This window comes from Novosphingobium sp. NFX11 (genome assembly GCF_057376415.1).
In genome coordinates this window covers 3322834-3342787 of record NZ_CP080384.1, presented here as the reverse complement: position 1 = coordinate 3342787, position 19954 = coordinate 3322834, and the positions used below count along the sequence as shown (strand labels likewise).

Genomic DNA, 19954 nt, shown 5'->3' with positions numbered 1-19954 from the left:
TCTTGGCGGCATTCGTATCCGCTTTAGGTAACCGGTGTCAACGGGGTTGGCGCGCGTTGCAATCATCCTTCACCGCATCCCGTCATTGCGAGCGCAGCGAAGCAATCCAGGGCGGTGTAGAGCTGCCCTGGATTGCTTCGCTGCGCTCGCAATGACGGGATGTCAGGGTTTCGGGTATGGCACCGCCGAAGCCCGCCGGATCAGGTCCGATAGGAAGAACGAAGGCTCCGACGCTGCCGAGGCCGGGCGGATCAGCTTGGCCGCCGCCGTGCTGGCCATCGTGCGGATCGGCCAGCGCACTGTCGTCAGCGGCGGCCAGATGTGCGCGGCGGTGGCGGTATCGTCGAAGCCGATGATCGACAGGTCTTCGGGCACGTTCAGCCCCGCTCGCGCGCCGCGTGGAGGATGCCCGCCGCCATCTCATCGTTGCTGGAGAACACGGCGGTGGGCGGTTCGGCGGCCGACAGCAGCTTCTCGCCCGCCGCCTTGCCCGATTCGAAGCGATAAGTACCGCGCGCCGCGACCGCCGGGTCGAGCGTCAGGCCCGCCGCCGCGAGTCCGTCGAGGAAGCCCTGTTCGCGCTCGTTGGCGGAACGGAAGCCCTCCGGCCCGGCGACGAAGCCGATTCGCGTGTGGCCCAGTTCCACGAGCCACGCGACTGCCTCGCTCACCGCCTGCCGGTCGTTCGAGGCGACGAGGTGCTCGTCGTCGTCGAGCCGCGCCGAGCCCATCCGCACCAGCGTACAGCCGAGATCGCGGCACAATTCGGCGAGATCGTCGCGCTCCGACAGCGGCGGCAGAAGCATCACGCCGTAGAGCCGCTGCTGCTCGATGAAGCGGCGGATGTCCTCCGCCAGCGTCGGCGAATGGCGGTTCACGGGATGGACGACGAGGGCGAACTCGGTGTCGCGGATGGTGTCGAGGATACCCTCCTGCACCCCCAGCACCATCTGCGCGTTGGGGTTGTCGTGAATCAGGCCGATCAGGAAATTGCGCCGCAGCGCCAGTGCCCGCGCCTGCGGATTGGGGACATAGCCAAGGTCGGCGATGACCGATTCGACCTTCTCGCGCGTCGCCTGATTGAGCAGCGGCGACTTGTTGATGACGCGGCTCACCGTCTTCTTGGACACGCCGGAAATGCGCGCAACGTCGTTGATCGTGGGTTTCTGGCCTTCTGCCATGCGGCGTCCTTATGGTCTTGCGTCGGCGCGTTGGTCGATGGGCCGAATTTTTCCGGCTTGCCTTCAAGCGGGACGAAAGGCAAGATGACACCGGTTACCATTCCATCGCCTGTGCATTTGCATAGGATGGAAAGATGCCGGAACGCTCGCAGGGCGTACCGGCGGGTGACCAATCCGACAGAGCGGACACTCTGTACAGACGGGTCAGGATGGGCGTTTGGATGACACCGGTGTCGCCGGTAATCCAGCGCCGAACTGACCGAAGCACGGTATTCTTGGGTGTGGGGATTGTTTTGACAGACACGGCAAAGGCAGTCGCCGAAGCATTCGTGACGGCGCGGCGCGAGAAGCGCGCATTGGATTCCTATCCCGGACAAGCCCCCACCGACCTCGGCGGCGGCTATGCGATCCAGGATTTCGCCCTCGCCTTCGACGGGCGCGAGGTCGCCGGTTGGAAGGTCGGCAAGATCAACCCGCCGCTTGACGGACAACTGGGCGCGAACCGTCTGGCCGGGCCGATCTTCACCGACAGCGTGGTGACGGTGGCAGCGGGCGAATCGCCCGAGATGCCCGTCTTCGCCGAAGGTTTCGCAGCGGGCGAGGCGGAGTTCCTGCTTCACGTCGCGGCAGGCTGGGACGGCACGGTGCCGCAGGACGACGCGGCCACCCGCGCGGTCCTCGACGCGGTGCACATCGGCATCGAGGTCGCCAGTTCGCCTTACCCGCGCATCAACGCGGACGGGCCGCCGGTGACCGTCTCCGACTACGGCAACAACTACGGCATGGTCATCGGGCCGGTGCTCGAAGGCTGGGAGACGATCGACTTCAACGCGATCACCGTCCGCCTCGACATCGACGGCGAGACGGCGGGCGAGGCCACCACGGCGACGATGCTCGACGGCCCGCTGGGCGCGGTGCGCTTCCTGCTCGGCAACCTTGTCGCGCGCGGGATCGACTGCAGCGGCGGCACCTGGGTCTCGACCGGCGCTGTCACCGGGGTTCACGAGGTCGTGCCCGGCCAGCAGGTACTGGCGACTTTCGCGGGGCACGGTACGGTAGCCTGCGGCATCGTCGCGGCAAAACCCGCCTGACAGAACCAATTAGAGCGGCACACGAACAAGACGGTCGCAAGGGAGTAGGGAAATGGATGCAGGAACCGGCGGTACGGTAGGCCAGACGGCAAAAGTCGGGCGCTATCGCTGGGTCGTGGTGGCGCTGCTGTTCGCGGCAACCGCCATCAACTACGTCGACCGTCAGATGATCGGCGTGCTCAAGCCGACGCTGTCGGCGGAGTTCCACTGGTCCGAGTCCGACTTCGCGGGGATCGTGTTCTGGTTCCAGCTGGCCTACGCGGTCGGCTACCTGTCGTTCGGCAAGATCGTCGACACGCTCGGCGCGCGCCTCGGCTACACCGTCGCCATCGTCATCTGGACGGTGAGCCACATGGCACACGGTTTCGCCACCGGCCTGACCTCGTTCGCGATGGCGCGCTTCGGCCTCGGCGTCGGCGAATCGGGCAACTTCCCCGCCGGCATCCGCGCCGTGACCGACTGGTTCCCCCAGAAGGAGCGCGCCTTGGCGATCGGCGTGTTCAACGCGGGCGCCAACGTCGGCGCGATCGTCACCCCGCTGCTGGTGCCGCTGCTGGTGCTGTGGTTCGACTGGCGCATGGCGTTCTTCGTCACCGGCCTGTTCGGCATCATCTGGCTCGCCGTGTGGTGGGCCGTCTACCGCCACCCGGACGAGCATCCGCGCGTCACCGCGGCCGAACTCGCCTACATCAAGCAGGACCCCGCCGACCCCGTCGAGAAGATCGGCTGGAGCCGCCTGCTGGTCGTCAAGGAGACCTGGGCCTATGCTCTGGGCAAGTTCCTGATCGACCCGATCTGGTGGTTCTTCCTGTTCTGGCTGCCCGGCTATCTGTTCGAGCGCTACGACCTCGACCTCAAGACCTTCGGCCTGCCGCTCGCCGCGATCTACCTGATCTCGGACGTGGGCAGCATCGCGGGGGCTGGATGTCCTCGAAGCTCATCAAGGCGGGGCGCACCCCGAACTTCGCGCGCAAGGCGACGATGCTGCTCTCGGCGCTGTGCGTGCTGCCGATCTGGTTCGTCCAGAGCGTCGACAACGTGTGGGTCGCGGTGCTGGTGATCGGCCTTGCCACGGCGGCGCATCAGGCGTTCTCGGCCAACCTCTACACCCTGCCCTCCGACGTGTTCCCGCGCGGCGCGGTGGGCTCGGTGGTCGGCATCGGCGGCACCGTGGGCGCCTTCGGCGGCATGGGCATGGCGCTGTTCGCGGGCTACATCCTCGACGCCACGCACAGCTACGAGGTGCTCTTCGCCATCTGCGCGAGCGCCTACCTGATCGCGTTGCTGGCAGTCCACGTCCTCAGCCCGCGTCTGGCGCAGGCGCGGGTCTGACCATGGCAATCGACCGCAGGGCTCTGTTCGCCGGAGCCCTCGCGGCTTCGGTGATCCGCACGATACCGGCGGCGGGGGCAACGCTCCCGCCGCGTCCGTTTCATGAAACCGGCGAGGTCATCGACCTCTGGCCCGGGCCGCCGCCGGGAGCACCCTCCCCGCTGCCGGTGGAGATCGCGACCGAGCGCTCCGCCAACCCCGCCCAGCCCGACCGCGTGATCGCGGGGATCGCCCGGCCGCGCATCACTGCTTTCCGCCCGAAGTATCCCAACGGCGCGGCGCTGCTGGTGATCCCCGGCGGCGGCTACCGCGAGGAATCGCTCGACAAGGGCGGCATTCAGGTCGCGCAGTGGCTGACCGAGCACGGCTACACCGCATTCGTTCTCACCTACCGCCTGCCCGGCGAGGGCTGGAAGGATCGCTCCAACACGCCGCTTGCCGATGCCCAGCGCGCCATGCGGCTGATCCGCGCGAAGGCGGCCGCCTACGGCATCGCGCCGGAGCGGGTGGCGGTGATGGGATCGTCAGCGGGCGGCCACTTGTGCGCCGACCTTGCCAGCCGCTTCGCGTTTCCCGCCTACGCGCCGGTGGACGCGGCGGACAGGCTCTCCGCCCGGCCGTTCTGCGCCGCGCCGCTCTACCCGGTGGTGAGCATGGACCGCGCCATCGCCCATGCCGGATCGCGCGAGAAGCTGCTCGGCCCGAACCCGACGCCCGCGCTCGAGGCGGCGCATTCGGTGGATCGCAACGTGACGCCCGAAAGCCCGCCGCACTTCATCGTCCATGCCGAGGACGACGCCACCGTGCCGGTCGAGAACTCGCTGCGTCTGCGCGCGGCGCTGAGAAAAGCGGGGGTGAGCGTGGACCTCCACCTCTTCGCCGAGGGCGGGCACGGGTTCAACTTGTGGAACATCGCGGGCAAGCCTGTGGCCGCGTGGCCGGGCCTCTGGCTCGACTGGGCGAGCGGCGTGGGGCTCGGCTGACGTCGTCCCGGGCTCGACCCGGGACGACGGACACAAAAACAGGGATGAACCGGCTCCCGGAGGGGTGGGAGCAAGTTCATCCCTGCGTCACGGCGCGGGCGTTTGGAGCCACCCGCGCCTTGGGTGAGTACCGTCAGGCCGTCTCGCGCAGCGAAGCCTGGGCCTTCTCGACGAGCGCGGCGAGCATCGCCTGCTCTTCTGCGGAGAGGTCGGTCAGCGGCGAGCGGACCGGACCCGCCGGGCGGCCGATCACGTTCATGCCCGCCTTGACGATCGACACCGCATAGCCGGTGCCGCGATTGCGGATGGCGATATAGGGCAGCACGAAGTCGATCAGGCCCGCCAGGATCGCCGCCTTGTCGCGCGCGCGGACCGACTTGTAGAAAGCCAGCGCCCACTCCGGCATGAAGTTGAAGATCGCCGAGGAGTACGTCGTCACGCCCATTTCCAGATAGGCGGGGGCGAAGGTCTCGGCCGTGGGCAGGCCGCCGATGTAGGTCAGGCGGTCACCCAGCTTGGCGTAGATGCGCATCATCAGCTCGACATCGCCGACGCCGTCCTTGTAGCCGATGAGGTTGGGGTTGCGCTCGGCAAGACCGGCCAGCGTGTCCTCGGTGACGATCGCGTTGTCGCGGTTGTAGACGATGACGCCCAGCGAGGTCGCCTTGCAGACCGCCTCGATGTGGGCGGCAAGGCCCTCCTGAGTCGAATTGACGAGGTAGGGCGGCAGCAGCAACAGCCCGTTGGCGCCCGCCTTCTCGACGTTCTGCGCCATCTCCACCGCGATCGCGGTGCCGTAGCCGCAGCCCGAAAGCACCGGCACCTTGCCCGCCGCTTCCTCGACCGCCGCCTTGACAATTCCCGGCACTTCGGCCGGGGTGAGCGAGAAGAACTCGCCGGTGCCGCCCGCCGCGAACAGGCCGGCCACGTCGTAGTCCGACAGCCAGCCGAGATGGTCGCGATAGGCCGCCTCGTCGAACTTCAGGTCGGCGTCGAAATGCGTGACCGGAAACGAGAGGAGACCCCCGCCGATACGGGCGGCCAAATCCTGAGGCGACATCGCTTAATGCTCCAATTGATCCTGTAGAGCCTTTGCTACCTGCGCGGGGCGGCCGCGCCCATCGCTGGGACTGGATCGATTTATGTCGCAGCGGCATCGATCAGCGCCCATCGATGCATCGCGCGCTTTTCCTCCGGCCTCATGCGCGGTAGGCATCGACGATGTTCGAACTCACGCACTTGCGCTGCTTCGTCGTCCTCGCCGAGGAACTGCACTTCGGCCGCGCCGCCGAGCGGCTGCACATGACCCAGTCGCCGCTCAGCCGCCAGATCCAGGTGCTCGAACGCATCCTCGGCGTCGAGCTGTTCAACCGCACCAGCCGCCGGGTGACGCTGACGCTGGCGGGCGAGACCTTCCTTCACGAAGCGCGCCGCATCGTGCGCCTGTCCGAAAGCGCGGCGCTGGCGGCGCGGCGGGTGTGGAAGGGGAGACCGGGCGCATCTCGATCGGCTTTACGGCGGTCTCGGGCTATGTCCTGCTGCCGCGCATCGTCAAGCGCGCGGCGGTGGAACTGCCGGGGCTGGAACTGCAGCTGCACGAACTGGTCTCGGGCGATCAGTTCGAGGCGCTGCATACCGGCATGATCGACCTCGCGCTGGTGCGCCCGCCGGTGGACAAGGTACAGTTCGATTCGGCGCCGCTGCTGCTGGAAAGCCTGCTGGTGGCGCTGCACGAGGACGATCCGCGCGCGGGGCAGGAGCGTTTCGCGCCGGGGGATTTCGACGGGCAGGATCTCGTCATGTACGCCCAGCGCGGGGCCGGGTACTTCAACCTGCTGCTGTCCAGCCTGTTCGAGCGGGCCGGGGCAGCGCCCAGCTACGTGCAGTACGTGACGCAGATCCACTCATTGCTGGGGCTGGTCGGCGCGGGGCTCGCGCCTGGGATCGTGCCCGAGGCGGCGGCGGGGCTCCATCCGCGCGGGGTGGTGTTCCGGCCCTTCGAGAGCGAGCCCGCCGCGCCGGTGGAACTGCATCTGGCGTGGCGGCGGGAGAGCGAGAACCCGGCGCTGCCGGCGTTCAGGGAACTGTGTCTGAAGGCGATGGCGGAATGACGCGATAGTAATGACGTCGTCCCGGACCTGATCCGGGACCGGTGGCTGTCTTTAGGCGAGAGCGTGCTGCGCGCGCAGCAAGGTGGGCCGTTCATGGCCAGCGGTCCCGGATCAAGTCCGGGACGACGATTACATCTGCGGCCACGCCAGTGTCGGCGGCTGGCTGAACCGGTTCATCTCCAGCACAACCCTTGCGCCCGCGCCCGGCTCCAGCCTGAGCGCCACGTCGCGATCGCCCACCGGCATGCGCCTGTCGCCGATCCGCACCGCCTCGATGCGATGCTCGCCGTAGCCGCCGCCGCGGATCACCAGCCGCCGCGCCAGCGCGGGGTTGAGGTTCACCAGCGAGAGCGTCGTCGTCCCGGCATCCATCTTCTCCACCAGCGCCGCCACGTCCTCGGGCAGGCCCGGACGCTTGCGGTCGGCGTCGAAGTGCCGCAACCGCGCGAAGAGCAGCGTGCCGCCCTGATTGGGCGAGGTCTTCGACCACGGCGGCCGCGCGACGTGGATCGCGCCCATGGTCTGGTGCAGCAGCGCCGTCACCGAGACCGGGTTGCGCTCGATCGGGTTGTCGGCGAGGCGCGTCGCAGCAGTCGTCTTGTCCTCGTGGACGCGGACCATCTGCGTGCGCACGCGCTCCATGTCGTCGAGCAGCGCCTGTTCGGCCCAGCCGTCCTGCTTGCCCTCGAGGAACTGCGTCCACGGCGTCGGCTCCATCGCCGCGCGGTCGGCCTCGCGTTGGGAGAGATACCAGATCTCGCCGGTGTTGAAGCGGTAGGGTCCGGGCTTGAAGCTGTACCAGCCCTGCGCGCCGTGCATCGTCGGCGCGGAGAGCACGCCGTCGATCTTGCGCGACTGTGCGTTGATCGCCGCGTTCTGGTCGCGCCAGACCTGCAGGTAGCGGTCGTCGCCGGTCGCCATGTAGGCGTTCATGAAGCCCATGATCGCGCGCGGGATGCGGTTGCGGTCCTCGCGCTTGCCGGTGACGGGGTTGATCGGGCTGAACCCCCAGCCGTAGGTGCCGCCCCACCAGTGACCGCCCGCGCCGCCGCCGACCTTGCCGTCCGGCCCGATATTGCTGGGCAGGATGCCGCCGTTGGCCTTGGCCCGCGCCGCCCATGCCTCGACATACTCCAGCATCCAGTCGCGGAAGCGCGCTTCGCCGGTCAGCATCCAGGCGTTGAAGCCCAGCGCGGTCGAGTGCAGGTTCAGCGGGTTGTCGCCGACCGTCTCGGTATATTCGCGGTAGTGCTCCAGCGTGTCCTTGTAGCTCGATTCGCCGTGGACCATCTCGAACGGCGCGGTGTCGAAGGGGTCGCCTGCCCAGTCGAGCATCGTCGCCGGGCGCATCAGCGGGCCGATGCTGCCGTTGAACATCGAACGGATGAGCCTCAGCTTCGGATCGTAGTTGCGCGCGATGGGATCGCGGCCGGTGTAGAAATCGGCGAAGCGGCGGGCACGCTCGATCAGCTTGCGGTCGTCCGGGTTGCACAGGCCGAGCTGGTTGAAGGTCGTCAGGCCCTCGCTGATGTGCTGCCAGTCCATCTGCGGCGGGAATTCGCGCACGTACATGCCGTTCCGGCCCATCAGCACGTCTTTGGTGCGGGCGCGGGAGTATTGCGCGAAGTGGGCTTCCTGCACCTTCTGCGCGAGGTCGAGCAGGCCCGCCTCGCCGCCAATGAGGTAGAGGTAGGGCCAGTCGTTGATCGCCTCGATGGCGTCGTCGGGGCCGTCGTTGGCGCCCCAGCGCAGGAACGCCTCGATCTCATGCTTCGCGTTGAAGTAGCGGTCGTGGAAGGCGCGGGCGGCGTCACCCTGCATGGCGATGAGGTGGCGCTGCAGCACCGCCCAGCGCGGCGCGGCCATCGGCGTGTCGATGGCGATCTCGGCCGATCCGGCGCGGGCTATGGCCGGAACCAGCATCAGCGCGCCGGTGGCCAGCAGTACGGTACGACGGTCGAGATTCATGCGGCAAGCTCCAGTCGCTCGAGCTTCTGCACGACGACGAAATAGGCAACGATGGTCAAGAGGCAATGCGCGCCGACGAAGACGAGCGCGGTGTCGAACGACCCCGCCTGCGCGACGAGGATGCCCACGACGATGGGCGTGACGATTCCGGCGGCATTGCCGAAGGTGTTGAACACGCCGCCCGCCAGCCCCGCCAGCTTGCGCGGCGCCACGTCGGACATCACCGCCCAGCCGAGCGAAGCGACGCCCTTGCCGAAGAACGCGACCGACATCAGCAGCACCACGCCGACCTGGCTTTCCACTTTGGCGGCGACCATGATGAGGCTGGCGAGCAGCATCCCCGCCAGCAGCGGCGCCTTGCGCGCCATCGTGATCGAGCCGGTGCGCGCCAGCAGCACGTCCGACATCACGCCGCCCGCGACGCCGCCGACGAACCCGCACAGCGCGGGCAGCGCGGCGACGAAGCCGGCCTCCATGATGTTGAAGCCGCGATCCTTGACCAGATAGATCGGGAACCAGGTCACGAAGAAATAGGTCAGCACGTTGATGCAGTACTGGCCGAGGTAGACGCCGATCATCATGCGGCTGGTCAGCAGCTGACGCACGTTGCTCCAGGTGAAGGTCGGCTCGGCGGCCTTGTCCTTGCGGCCTTCCGGTTCGACGAGGCCGCCGCCTTCGCGGATCAGTTCGACTTCGGCGGCGTTGGCCCACTTGTGGCGAGTCGGCTCGCGGATGAAGGCGGCGAAGGCGCACATCGCCATCAGGCCCAGCGCGCCCATCACGAAGAACACCGCGCGCCAGCCGAATTCATGGACCACCCAGCCCATCAGCGGCGCGAAGGCGACCAGCGAGAAATACTGCGCCGAATTGAAGATCGCCGAGGCCGTCCCGCGCTCGCGCGCCGGGAACCATGCGGCGACGATGCGCGCATTGCCGGGGAACGAGGGCGCCTCGCACAGACCCACGAGGAAGCGCAGCAGGAACAGCTGCGTCACCACCGTCGCGCCGAGGATGAAGCCCGCGAAGCCCTGCAGCACCGTGAAGAACGACCACGTCCCGATCGCGGCGATATAGATCGGCCGCGTCCCGAACCGGTCAAGCAGCGCGCCGCCGGGGATTTGCGCCAGCGAATAGGCCCAGGCGAAGGCGGAGAGGATGAACCCGGTCTGCACCGCATCCAGCCCCAGCTCCGCCGAGGCCGAAGCCCCCGCGATCGAGAAGGTCGAGCGGTCCGCGTAGTTCAGCGAGGTGATGACGAAGATCAGCGCGATGATGAGAAAACGCACCTTCGTCGGGCGCGTACCCGCCGGGGTGGCCGCTTCTATCGAACCTGACAAATCCATCTCTCCATCGCCCCACATCCGCCGCACTGGTTTGCGGCTTTTTCCGTGCCTTCAGACTTACGCGCGCGGCGTCCACTCCATCCATGCCGCTGTGCAGCTTGATCGATGTGCGCTGTGCATCGTCGCCGTCGCTTCTTCATTGCGAGCGTAGCGAAGCAATCCAGAGCGGGGTGGAATTGCCCTGGATTGCTTCGCTACGCTCGCAATGACGGGACGGAAGTTCGGCATTCGACAATCCCGCTTTCTTCCCCGAACCGATGCACCGACTGCATCGATCAAGCCCTTTTCGCGCACGAAGCAATGAAGCGCCGGGCGTATCAATCTGCGTGTTGTTCGTAGTCTCTGACACCGGTATCAAGCTCGACCATAAAAGGGAGGCTGGGCCGGTCAAGGCGAGGACGGGAAAGTCCCGCGTCGCCGGTCTACAAATGGGGAGGAAATCAGGGTGCGCAGTTCCGCAATTCTTCGTCGTCGCCTGGTGCGCGGTGCGTCCGCGACCGTTCTGGCCGTCGCCTGCATCTCGCCGGCCTATGCGCAGGACGCGCAGACCTCCGAGATCGACGGCGCGACGCCCGCCGACATCATCGTCACCGGCTTCCGCAACTCGGTGCAGACCGCGCAGGCCGAAAAGCGCCAGTCCACCGCCGCAGTGGACGTGATCAAGGCCGAGGACGTCGCCAAGTTCCCCGACAACAACCTGGCGGAATCGCTCCAGCGCATTCCCGGCGTCGCGATCAGCCGCGAAGGCGGTGAGGGTCGCGCGATCTCGGTGCGCGGCCTTGGCCCCGAATATACCCGCGTGCGCATCAACGGCATGGAAGCCGTGGCGACCACCGGCGGTTCGGATGCAGGCGGCGGCGTCAACCGCGGCCGCGGCTTCGACTTCAACATCTTCGCCTCGGAACTGTTCAACTCGCTGACCGTGCGCAAGACCGCCTCGGCCTCGGTCGAGGAAGGCTCGCTCGGCGCCACGGTAGACCTGCAGGCCGCCCGCCCGCTGGACTTCAAGGACAATTTCGTCGTCGCCGGGTCCGCCCGCGCGGGCTACAACGATCTGTCGAAGGCATGGGACCCGCGCCTTGCGGGCCTCGTCAGCTGGCAGAACGATTCGGGCACGTTCGGCGTCCTCGCCTCGGCCGCGTACTCCACCCGCACCATCGAGGAGGAAGGCCACTCGACCGTGCGCTGGAGCCCGGCGGGCGTGAACGGCGGCTTCAACGCGGCCTCCACCCTGCCCGGCTACACCGCCGCCCAGATCAACCAGGCCCCCGCCGCCGACGGTTCGAACTGGGGCGACCTGATCTATCACCCGCGCATTCCCCGCTACGACACCTGGAAGAACGACATCAAGCGCCTGGGTCTCACCGGCGCCGTCCAGTGGAAGCCCTCGGATCGCACCGAAATCGTCGTCGAGGGGCTCTATGCGAAGTCCAAGACGCAGCGCTGGGAAAACTACATCGAGGCGCTCTCGTTCAGCCGCTCGGGCTCCTCGGGCAAGTCGCAGACGATCATCCGCGACGGCGTGGTCGATGCCAACAACTCGCTGGTCTACGGCGTATTCGACGACGTCGACATGCGCATCGAATCGCGCCACGACCGCTTCAGCACCACCTTCTATCAGTACAACACCGTGGTGAAGCAGGAACTGAGCGATACCTTCCGCCTCAACGGCTACGCAGGCTACTCCAAGTCGAAGTTCGACAGCCCCGAGCAGACCGCCGTGGTCCTCGACCGCGCCAACTCGGACGGGTTCTCGTGGGACTACCGCGACAACAGCCGCGCGCCGACCATCAACTGGGGCTTCGATCCCAGCGACCCGGCCAGTTGGTCGTTCACCAACGGCACCTCGGACGTGCGCATCCGCAGGAACGAGGTCACCAACGACTATCTCTCGACCAAGCTGGGCGCGGAGTGGGACGTGGCCGACGGCTTCAAGCTGTCGTTCGGCGGCGAATACCGCCGCTTCCGCTACGAAACTTTCGAGAGCCGCCGCTTCGTCGCCGAAACCTCCTCGGGCACGCTGACCCCGGCGCAGATCGCGGCGCTGACCAAGCCGCTGAACGGCAAGACCGGCGACCCGAACTATTCGGGCTACGTGATCCCCGACCTGCAGGGCTTCGTCGATACGCTCAATATCTATTGCAACTGCGTGACCAACATCAACGGCCGCGACGTGGACTTCCGCGTCAACGGACGTGACGTGGCGGGCACCAACCCCAACGCGACGGCGGCCAGCAACACCGGCTCGATCAAGGAAGTCGACAAGGCGGCGTGGTTCCAGATCGATTTCGAGCGCGAGATCGGCGGCATCATGTTCCGCGGCGATGCGGGCGTGCGCTATGTCCGCACCGGCCAGACCTCGTTCGGCTACGGCCTCGCCAGCGGCGTCGCCACCCCGATCACCGTCAAGCGCAGCTACGAGAACTGGCTGCCTTCGATGAACCTCGTCGCCGAGATCACCCCCGACTTCCTGCTGCGTTTCGGCGCCGCGCAGGTCATCACCCGTCCGGGCCTCGGCTCGCTGTCGCCGGGCGGCAGCCTGACGCTGCAGCAGGCGAACCAGGTGTTCAACCAGGGCAACCCGTACCTGAACCCCACCGAAGCCTTCAACCTCGACTTCTCGGCCGAGTGGTACTTCGCACCGGGCTCGCTGCTGGGCGTCAGCCTGTTCCAGAAGGACATCGGCTCGCTCTCGGGCACGCAGATCTCGACGCTGGTGCCGTTCGACCAGCTGGGCTTCCCGCTCAACCTCGCGACCGATCAGGGCCTGCCCGCCAACGTGCCCGTCACCGTGCGCCGCACGATCAACGGCGACGGCGGCAAGCTGCGCGGCTTCGAGCTGAACTACCAGCACCAGCTGGACTTCCTGCCGGGCTTCCTCAGCAACCTCGGCGTCCTGGCGAACTACACGTACGTCAAGGCGGACCTAAAGTACCCCGGCCCCGGCGGCATCGGCACCGTGGTCGGCCCGCTGACCAACCTGTCGAAGCACACCGCCAACGGCACCCTGTTCTACGAGGACAAGCTGCTCTCCCTGCGCGGTTCGGTGTCCTACCGTTCTGGCTACGTCGAAGCCTTCGGCGGCGGCGCGCGTGAACAGAGCACGCAGGAAGGCGTCAACAGCGCGATCAACGTCGATGCCTCGATCGGCGTCAACCTGACCGACAAGATCACCCTCACCATCGAGGGCAACAACCTGACGAACGAGGTGAAGGACATGTACATCGGCGATGCCGACCGCGTCGTCCTCAACCACAGCTTCGGCCGCCAGTTCTACTTCGGCGTCCGCTTCAAGTACTGACGACCTGTCCCGGTCCCCGCTTAACGCGAGGGCCGGGACTTTTTCGTTCGAGTGCCGGGCAATGACCAAAAACCCTTCGTCATTGCGAGCGTAGCGAAGCAATCCAGAGCGGCGCAAGAACGCCCTGGATTGCTTCGCTACGCTCGCAATGACGAACCGTTGGGGGAACGAACCGATGGAGAGAGATGACGTGACCAAGGGCTTCGAACTGAGCCGCCGCGCGGTGGTTGCCGGCAGCCTCGCGCTGCTGGGCACGCGCCCCTCGCTCGGCCTTGCCGCCGAGCCGCTGAAGCGCCCGCCCTTCCCGGTCGAGGACGACAACGGCCGTCCAATCGCCCCACCGCCTGCGGGCTACTACGACGTCGCCACGCGCAGCGGTCCCGGCCTGCCGGTCACTCCCGAAACCGAGCGCGGCGGCTGGGTCACCAGCGAGGCGGCGGTGGACCGCAAGGGCGTGCGTTTCAAAGGCCCCGGCACGCCGCCGAAGAACGCGCTGCCGTGGAACGATTCCGACTCCGGCCGCGTCGTCACGCAGGGCCTGATCCCGCCGGTGAAGCCGCTGATCCACGTCCACTTGCGCGACACCATCGTGTGCCTCGGCGGTGACGGTTTCTACTATATGACCGGCTCCACCGGCGACGACATCTGGAAGGCCAACGACGGCGTCGAACTCTGGCGCTCGGCCGACCTCGAGCAGTGGGACTACCTCGGCCTCGTCTGGAGCATCGAGAAGGACGGCGGCTGGGAGAAGCAGTGGACCGTGCGCAAGGGCGACTACTTCCGCGCGATCTGGGCGCCGGAGATCCACTACATCAACGGCAACTACTACATCTGCCATTCGATCAGCCGTTCCGGCATCGCGATCCTGCGCAGCACCACCGGCAAGGCGACCGGCCCCTACGTCCACGCCTTCTCGCCCGACAAGCCGCTGCGCAACGGCATCGACGCCACCCTGTTCGGCGACGACGACGGCGCGGTCTACCTGACCTACGGCGGCGCCTTCGAGATGGTGCGCCTGAAGCCCGACCTCTCTGGCTACGACGGAGAGTGGACCCCGATCACGCTGGAAACACCCGCCCCAGACCCGCTGCACCACAACAAAAAGTGCGTCCACCGCGGCTTCAAGGACATCGGCTTCGAGGGCGCGACGATGTTCAAGCATGACGGCAAATACTACCTCGGCGCCGTCGATCGCTTCCACCCCAACCGCTATTCCTTCGCGCTGGCGACCTCGGACACGCCGTTCGGCCCGTACCGCGATCGCTACGAGAGCGTGCCGTGCGGCGGCGGCGGCAACATCTTCAAGGACAAGGAAGGCCGCTGGTGGTGCACCATCTTCGGCAACGACGACGAAGCGCCCTTCCGCGAGAAACCGGGGATCGTACCGGCGCGGATGGACGAGAAGGGCCATCTGGTGCCGGACTTCACGCCGCGCGCCTGAGGCTCGGCTCCGGCCCCTTCGCTAACCCACCACACTTCGTCATTGCGAGCGCAGCGAAGCAATCCAGGGCAGTCTTGGGCCGCCCTGGATTGCTTCGCTGCGCTCGCAATGACGAACGGGTGCAGCTGGATTTTACTGCACCGAGGGATGCGGGTCCATTTCCAGCCGCCCCCCGGCAACGCCGTGTCGGGCGTGATCCCTCCCTGCTCCAGAACGTGCCGCAGGTAACGCGCGTATTCCGACTTGCCGAGCCGCGAAATGGCGCGTTCCAGCCCCGCCTCGCTGATGAAGCCCCGGCGATAGGCGACTTCCTCGGGGCTGGCGATCTTGGTGCTCTGCCGCTTCTCGAGGATGCGCACGAACTCGGCTGCGTCCATCAGGCTGTCGGGCGTCCCGGTATCGAGCCAGGCATAGCCGCGCCCCATCATCTCCACCGACAGTTGCCCGCGCTCCAGATAGGCGCGGTTGACGTCGGTGATCTCCAGTTCGCCGCGCGGCGAAGGAGCGAGGTTGGCGGCGATCTCCACCACTTGCGCGTCGTAGAAGTAGAGCCCGGTCACCGCCCAGTTGGAACGCGGCAGGCTCGGCTTCTCCTCGATCGAGATGGCGCGCGCCCGACTGTCGAACTCGACCACGCCGTAACGCTCGGGGTCCTGCACGTGATAGGCGAAGACGCTCGCCCCGCGCTTGCGCTCCCCGCGCGGGCGAGCAGGTCGGGCAGGCCGTGGCCGTGGAAGATGTTGTCGCCCAGGATCAGCGCCGATGGCTGAGAGCCCACGAAATCCGCACCGATCACGTAAGCCTGCGCCAGCCCGTCCGGGCGCGGCTGGGCCGCGTACTCCAGTTCAAGCCCCCATTGCGATCCGTCACCCAGCAGCTCGCGGAAGGAAGGAAGGTCGCGCGGGGTGGAGATGATCAGGATCTGCCGGATGCCCGCAAGCATCAGGGTACTGAGCGGATAATAGATCATCGGCTTGTCGTAGACCGGCATCAGCTGCTTGGAAGTCGACAGCGTCATCGGATAAAGCCGGGTACCGCTGCCTCCAGCAAGAATGATGCCCTTCATGCGCGGACTCCCGAAGACTGGTTCACGGATTGGTGCCGGGCGATGGCCCGGTCGTGCGCATTCTCCCCGCAGCTGCGGACAGGCGAACCGATCAGGCGCATTCGGCAAGCTCCTCGAAGATGAAATGGGCAGGCCGCTCGCAGACCAGCGGCTGCGCGCGGTCCTTGGGCGAGAGGCTCGCGGGATTGACAAGCTCGGGCCAGGCGATTGCCAGCACCGGATCGTTCCAGCGCATGCCAAGGTCGCACTCGGCGCAGTGATAGTCCGTGACCTTGCAGGCGACCACGGTGTCGGGAAGCAATGTGCAGAAGCCATGCGCGAAGCCGGGCGGTATCCAGAGCTGCGTGCCGTTGTCAGGCGTCAGCGTCTCCGCGATCCAGTGCCCATAGGTGGGCGAGCCTGCGCGGATGTCGACCGCCACGTCGAGAATCGCCCCGGCGGTGCAGCGCACCAGCTTGCCCTGCGCATGCGGCGGGCGCTGATAGTGCAGGCCCCGCACGGTGCCGACGGCCAGGCTGCGGGATTCGTTGTCCTGCACGAAGATCGCCTCCCCGCAGTACCTTGCGAACAGGTCATGTCGGAAAGTCTCGGCGCACCAGCCGCGCATGTCTGCAATCCGACTGGGCACGAAGGCGCAGGGGCCGGCTATTTCATACGACTTGACGATCATTATCGAGGCTCCCGCTCCTCCTGCCGGGCGAGAAATGTCTTCATTCGCGTATTCGCATGAACGCACGACCGGCAGGCCCCGCTAGAGACAGGAAGCCAGTTTTGCCGGGAACCTGCTATTCGGCGATGACCGGCCCGAGTATCCTATTCCGACTTGGGCCCTATGAATTTTACGTATCCCAAAAGAGTCGAACGCACATCTGGCGACCTTTCGACGATACGATGAAATGAAGACCGGGATGATAACTTCTCAGAAACACCGCCGATCATTAATAATGACCATGTGACTTGAGCCTATGTTGCAACATATCAGCAACAATCCTTACTCTTCTGAGCACTGATTTTTACGGCATTGTCAAACTATTAATCATCATCCATGGTGCCCGCCACGCATGGGGGCGAAAATGCGAAGAGGGGCATACGAACCGACATGCCGGCATCCATTTCCATTGCGATCACGAACTCGATCATCCGCGAAGGCCTTCGACGCATCTTCACCGATGCGTCTTTCGAGGTGGCGGAATCGGTATCCGCGCTCGAAGAACTGACCCTTGGGGGCCATGCTGAAGACATTCAGCAGATCATCGTCGTCGAGCGCGAATTGCTGCAGGACAACTGTACCCACACCATCGAGACCATGCAGCGCGATGATCCGGACATGCGGATCATCGTCCTCACCGGTGCTTTCGACTTCGACGAGATGGTCGCGCTCTATGCGGCGGGAGCCTATGCCTATTTTCCCGACAACGTGCCTTATCTTTCGCTGGTCGCGATCCTGCAGATGGTCTCGAACGGGCAGAAAGTGGCGCCTCCGGAAGTGATCGACTTCCTCGTCAGCCTGCCTGCAGCCACCCGCCATGCCGCCCCCGCCCCGGCGATCGAGGCGTTCGGATTCCGCGACAGGGAAGTCCGGGTGCTGGAACATCTGGCGCTCGGCCAGCCGAACAAGGCGATCTCACGCGAGATGGGGATCAACGAGACCGCAGTAAAAGCCGCAGTTAAGGCCATCCTGCGCAAACTTGGCGTCGAAAACCGCACCCAGGCCGCGGTGATGGCTCGCGAATTAATTAACCGTCCATCCAGCCTCGTCGGACAGGAGGCCGTGGAGGGAAACGTCGAGGTTCCCCAGACGAGCCATCCGCCGCTAGCGAGTCGGTTCGATCTTGGTTCGATCTCTTCCGATTCAAGCATTAGGCATTTTTCCGGTCCCCGCCTGCCTGAAACGACTCTTGCACCCAAGAGCAGGAACACGTTGTTGCAATAGGTGATTTAGAGTCATCTAACTGCATTTGTTAGGCGATCGCGTTCCAGATGACGTACCTATCCTGAATTTTCAGAGTCCCATTGTAGTACTGATTAGTGCCTCAAGAGGATGATGAAGTAGGTATATTCCCCCAAAATATTGCGTGACTCTCCGGAAGAGCGATGCGACATTGGGTTTATGGGGTTAACTGACTCCATTTGAATCAACGGGGGTTTAAATGTACAGAATTGAAGGCACCGAAAACGTCCAGCTCACTTCGCGCGAACTCGACGTATTGCAGTTTGTCGCAATGGGTCGTTCCGCAAAGGAAACCGCGATCGAACTCAACATCGCACCCTGCACGGTCGAGCGCCACGTGGAAAACGTGCGTCTCAAGACCCGCACGCGCAACCGCGCGCACATGATCGCCTACGTCATCCGCGAAGGCCTTCTTCAGTCGCAGGCTAACTAAGAGCAGAGAAAAGCAAGAATGTCGGTTAGTACCAGGGAACTAACACTGGCCTCGTACGGCCCAAGACATCAGCACACCGCCCTTCGGGTCGACAACATCGCTTTCCACCACTTCTCCATCGACAAGCACGTTCCTCGGGCCGCAGCCCACTCCGCACTCGAACGATGACGGGGCAATCGAAAGACCCCGCCCGAGTGCCTTCGAACACGCTTCCTTCCTGACCCAGACCGTCAGGAATTCATGGTCGGAAAACGCACCCGGCCTTTCATTCAGCTGCATTAATTCGCGATCGGTATAGTACATCGCAGCCAGTCCGGCCGCGTCATCGACAGGGCGCACCCGCTCAAGGTCGATGCCGATCTCCACGCCCCGCGCCAGGGCGACCATCGCGAAATCGCCGCTGTAGCTCACATTGCACTGCACATCCGGCTCATCGAGCAGATGCGGCTTGCCGAATTCATTGGCTCCGTAGCGCTGCCGCGCCGCCGCGATTCCGAACTCCGCCTCGACCAGCAGCCGCAGCGCGCCATGCGCCGCCCGGTAACGCCGGGCGAGAGCGTCGATCCTGAACCGCCCCGCCCGCTCTGCCTCCGCATCGCTCAGGAGCGCCGACACTGCGGCCTGGTCGCCCGTGTCAGGGCGCACCAGCCAGAGCACGAACGGCGCCGCGATCCGCTCGCCGATAATCCCGTGGCGGGCCAGCGTGGCGATGAAGTCCTCTCCCATGGCCTTCATCGCCTCAACGCCGTTCGGGTGCGAGCATCCCGAACCAGACGAAATCGCTCAGCAGCCGCGGCGGGTCTTCGCGCGGCTTGCGGCGCAGCTGCTGCTTGACGAGGTGGAGACAGTGCCCCGCCACCCAGGCGAGATCGGCCGCCAGCGCATAAGCCCAGCCGTGGTTCTTGCGGAAGTAGCGCCTCCGCGAGGCGAACCAGTATTGCGGCACCCGCCGCGCATGAGCATCCGCGGCGGTAAGCCCGGTGCTTTGGCCCGCGACGTGCAGCACGGTCGGCCGGGGCGCATACCAGCATTGCCACCCGCGCGCCTTGGCTTCGCGGCAGAAGTCGGTCTCCTCATAATAGAGGAAGTAGTCCTCGTCGAACCGCAGCCCCTGCTGCAAGGCCTCGCGACGCACGGCCATGCTGGCGCCGGAGACCCAGTCCATCTGCTGCGCGCGCCCGTCCATCCGCCGCGCGGTCATGTGCCCGGCCAGCAGGCGTGTGGCGGGCCCCCAGCGCAAGGCGCGCTCCAGTTCGCCGAGCACGGTGGGAAAGCGGAAGGCGTAAGGCCATGGCGATCCGTCGCCCAGCAGCAATGCGGTGCCGACGATCCCGGCGCGCGGCATCGCCGCCATGAAGCTCGCCAGCGCATTGACGGCACCGGGCATCACCCGCGTATCGGGATTGAGCAGCCAGACACCCCGCGCCTCGCTGTCACGTAGGGCATGCTCGATGCCGATGTTGCAGCCGGTGCCGAACCCGCCGTTGGTCGGCGAGCGCACCAGCGTCGTCCAGTCCCAGCCCTCGCGCGCGATCGTCGCCTGCAGCAGTTCGGCCGAACCGTCGCGCGAATCGTTGTCGACCACGATCGCCCGCAGCCGCGCGCCCGAGCGGCGCTCGGCATCGAGGCTGGACAGGCACTCGACCACCAGCGGCCCGGTCCGGTAATTGACGATGACCACGTCGATCGGGAAATCCGGCTCCCGGCGGAAATTGCGCCCGCTGATCCCCCCGCTCATGGCCTCTGTCATGCC

The 19954-nt window shown here is 66.0% G+C and carries 13 protein-coding genes and 4 pseudogenes; 9 read left to right on the top strand and 8 right to left on the bottom strand.

Annotated features, from left to right (window positions below; all coding sequences use genetic code 11):
• Positions 1-162: 162 nt before the first annotated feature.
• Positions 163-1181, bottom strand: a pseudogene (locus KZO24_RS17155) (LacI family DNA-binding transcriptional regulator).
• 293 nt (positions 1182-1474) lie between these two features.
• Between KZO24_RS17155 and KZO24_RS17150 the strand changes: the two are divergent.
• From KZO24_RS17150 to KZO24_RS17140, 3 genes and pseudogenes are all read left to right on the top strand, one after another.
• Positions 1475-2272, top strand: a complete 798-nt coding sequence (locus KZO24_RS17150) for a 2-keto-4-pentenoate hydratase (protein WP_271181355.1) — start codon at positions 1475-1477, stop codon at positions 2270-2272.
• 52 nt (positions 2273-2324) lie between these two features.
• Positions 2325-3604: pseudogene (locus tag KZO24_RS17145) on the top strand (MFS transporter).
• A 2-nt stretch (positions 3605-3606) separates the two neighbouring features.
• Positions 3607-4587 carry an alpha/beta hydrolase gene (locus tag KZO24_RS17140; RefSeq protein WP_486486668.1) on the top strand — a complete coding sequence of 327 codons (981 nt, stop codon included), beginning with the start codon at positions 3607-3609 and terminating at the stop codon, positions 4585-4587.
• Between the two features lie 133 nt (positions 4588-4720).
• Here KZO24_RS17140 and kdgD read toward each other — a convergent pair whose 3' ends face one another.
• Positions 4721-5647: a 5-dehydro-4-deoxyglucarate dehydratase gene (gene kdgD / locus KZO24_RS17135; protein WP_271181358.1), complete on the bottom strand. Its 927-nt coding sequence runs from the start codon at positions 5645-5647 to the stop codon at positions 4721-4723.
• A gap of 161 nt (positions 5648-5808) precedes the next feature.
• Between kdgD and KZO24_RS17130 the strand changes: the two are divergent.
• A pseudogene (locus KZO24_RS17130) lies at positions 5809-5937 on the top strand (LysR family transcriptional regulator); the annotation flags it as partial.
• 128 nt (positions 5938-6065) lie between these two features.
• Positions 6066-6698 carry a LysR substrate-binding domain-containing protein gene (locus KZO24_RS17125; protein WP_486486667.1) on the top strand — a complete coding sequence of 211 codons (633 nt, stop codon included), beginning with the start codon at positions 6066-6068 and terminating at the stop codon, positions 6696-6698.
• 129 nt (positions 6699-6827) lie between these two features.
• Here the strand turns inward: KZO24_RS17125 and KZO24_RS17120 are convergent, their stop codons facing one another.
• Both KZO24_RS17120 and KZO24_RS17115 read right to left on the bottom strand, forming a co-directional pair.
• Positions 6828-8666 (bottom strand): DUF8034 domain-containing protein, encoded by a 1839-nt coding sequence (locus KZO24_RS17120; protein ID WP_271181359.1) that lies wholly within the window; start codon positions 8664-8666, stop codon positions 6828-6830.
• Positions 8663-10009, bottom strand: coding sequence for an MFS transporter (locus KZO24_RS17115; RefSeq protein ID WP_486486666.1), 1347 nt, complete (start codon positions 10007-10009; stop codon positions 8663-8665). Before KZO24_RS17115 ends, KZO24_RS17120 begins: the two co-directional genes overlap by 4 nt.
• Positions 10010-10454: 445 nt before the next feature.
• Between KZO24_RS17115 and KZO24_RS17110 the strand changes: the two genes are divergently transcribed.
• Both KZO24_RS17110 and KZO24_RS17105 read left to right on the top strand, forming a co-directional pair.
• Positions 10455-13310 carry a TonB-dependent receptor gene (locus KZO24_RS17110; RefSeq protein WP_271181361.1) on the top strand — a complete coding sequence of 952 codons (2856 nt, stop codon included), beginning with the start codon at positions 10455-10457 and terminating at the stop codon, positions 13308-13310.
• Between the two features lie 175 nt (positions 13311-13485).
• Complete coding sequence (locus KZO24_RS17105; RefSeq protein ID WP_271181362.1) at positions 13486-14751, top strand: family 43 glycosylhydrolase; 1266 nt, start codon at positions 13486-13488, stop codon at positions 14749-14751.
• A 203-nt stretch (positions 14752-14954) separates the two neighbouring features.
• On the opposite strand, the pseudogene rfbA reads toward KZO24_RS17105, so the two are convergent.
• Both rfbA and rfbC read right to left on the bottom strand, forming a co-directional pair.
• Positions 14955-15817: pseudogene (gene rfbA, locus KZO24_RS17100) on the bottom strand (glucose-1-phosphate thymidylyltransferase RfbA); the annotation flags it as partial.
• Positions 15818-15908: 91 nt separating this feature from the next.
• On the bottom strand, positions 15909-16487 hold the full coding sequence (rfbC, locus tag KZO24_RS17095) for a dTDP-4-dehydrorhamnose 3,5-epimerase (RefSeq protein WP_271181364.1): 579 nt from the start codon (positions 16485-16487) through the stop codon (positions 15909-15911).
• A gap of 429 nt (positions 16488-16916) precedes the next feature.
• Between rfbC and KZO24_RS17090 the strand changes: the two genes are divergently transcribed.
• Both KZO24_RS17090 and KZO24_RS17085 read left to right on the top strand, forming a co-directional pair.
• On the top strand, positions 16917-17750 hold the full coding sequence (locus KZO24_RS17090; protein ID WP_271181365.1) for a response regulator transcription factor: 834 nt from the start codon (positions 16917-16919) through the stop codon (positions 17748-17750).
• A 217-nt stretch (positions 17751-17967) separates the two neighbouring features.
• On the top strand, positions 17968-18201 hold the full coding sequence (locus tag KZO24_RS17085) for a response regulator transcription factor (protein WP_008830144.1): 234 nt from the start codon (positions 17968-17970) through the stop codon (positions 18199-18201).
• Between the two features lie 39 nt (positions 18202-18240).
• Here the strand turns inward: KZO24_RS17085 and KZO24_RS17080 are convergent, their stop codons facing one another.
• Together KZO24_RS17080 and KZO24_RS17075 are read right to left on the bottom strand one after the other, a co-directional pair.
• Positions 18241-18936, bottom strand: a complete 696-nt coding sequence (locus KZO24_RS17080) for a 4'-phosphopantetheinyl transferase family protein (protein WP_271181366.1) — start codon at positions 18934-18936, stop codon at positions 18241-18243.
• A gap of 4 nt (positions 18937-18940) precedes the next feature.
• A complete protein-coding gene (locus KZO24_RS17075) occupies positions 18941-19951 on the bottom strand; it encodes a glycosyltransferase family 2 protein (protein ID WP_486486665.1) in 1011 nt (336 codons plus the stop codon).
• Positions 19952-19954: the final 3 nt, after the last annotated feature.